This window comes from Kineococcus gynurae (genome assembly GCF_042433995.1).
Taxonomy (GTDB): domain Bacteria; phylum Actinomycetota; class Actinomycetes; order Actinomycetales; family Kineococcaceae; genus Kineococcus; species Kineococcus gynurae.
The window spans coordinates 1-517 of the sequence record NZ_JBHLUI010000004.1; the positions used below are offsets into that span (position 1 = coordinate 1).

At 70.8% G+C, this 517-nt stretch carries 1 protein-coding gene and 1 pseudogene; both read left to right on the forward strand.

All coding sequences use genetic code 11. The features are described from left to right. Nucleotides 1-218: pseudogene (locus ACFFKU_RS04740) on the forward strand (ABC transporter permease); the annotation flags it as partial. Then, nucleotides 215-517 (forward strand): ATP-binding cassette domain-containing protein (locus tag ACFFKU_RS04745; protein ID WP_380136124.1); only part of this gene is annotated, 303 nt, incomplete at its 3' end. The pseudogene ACFFKU_RS04740 and the gene ACFFKU_RS04745, both read left to right, overlap by 4 nt.

Here is a 517-nt window from a genome sequence, read left to right on the forward strand (position 1 = left end):
ACCTCGCCTCCATCACCGCCGTCGTCATCGGCGGCACCAGCCTCTTCGGCGGCCGCGGCGGCGTCCTGGGCACCCTGCTCGGCGCCCTCATCGTCCAATCCTTCGCCTCCGGGCTCTCCCTGGCCGGCGTCGACGACCAGTTCCGCGTCCTGGCCATCGGCATCCTCGTCATCGTCGCCGTCTCCGTCGACCAATGGATCCGGAAGGTCAAGGCATGAGCGCGCCGACCAGTGTGAGGCAGCCCGTCCTGCAGGCCCGCGGCCTGGTCAAGACCTACGGCAAGGTCATCGGCCTCGACGGCGTCGACGTCGACCTCTACCCCGGAGAGGTCCTCGCCGTCATCGGCGACAACGGCGCCGGGAAGTCCACCCTCATCAAAGCCCTCACCGGCGCCGTCGTCCCCGACGCCGGCGAACTCCGCCTCGACGGCCACCCCGTCTCCTTCAAACGACCCCAGGACGCCCGCGACGCCGGCATCGAGACCGTCTACCAGACCCTGGCCGTGGCCCCCGCCCTC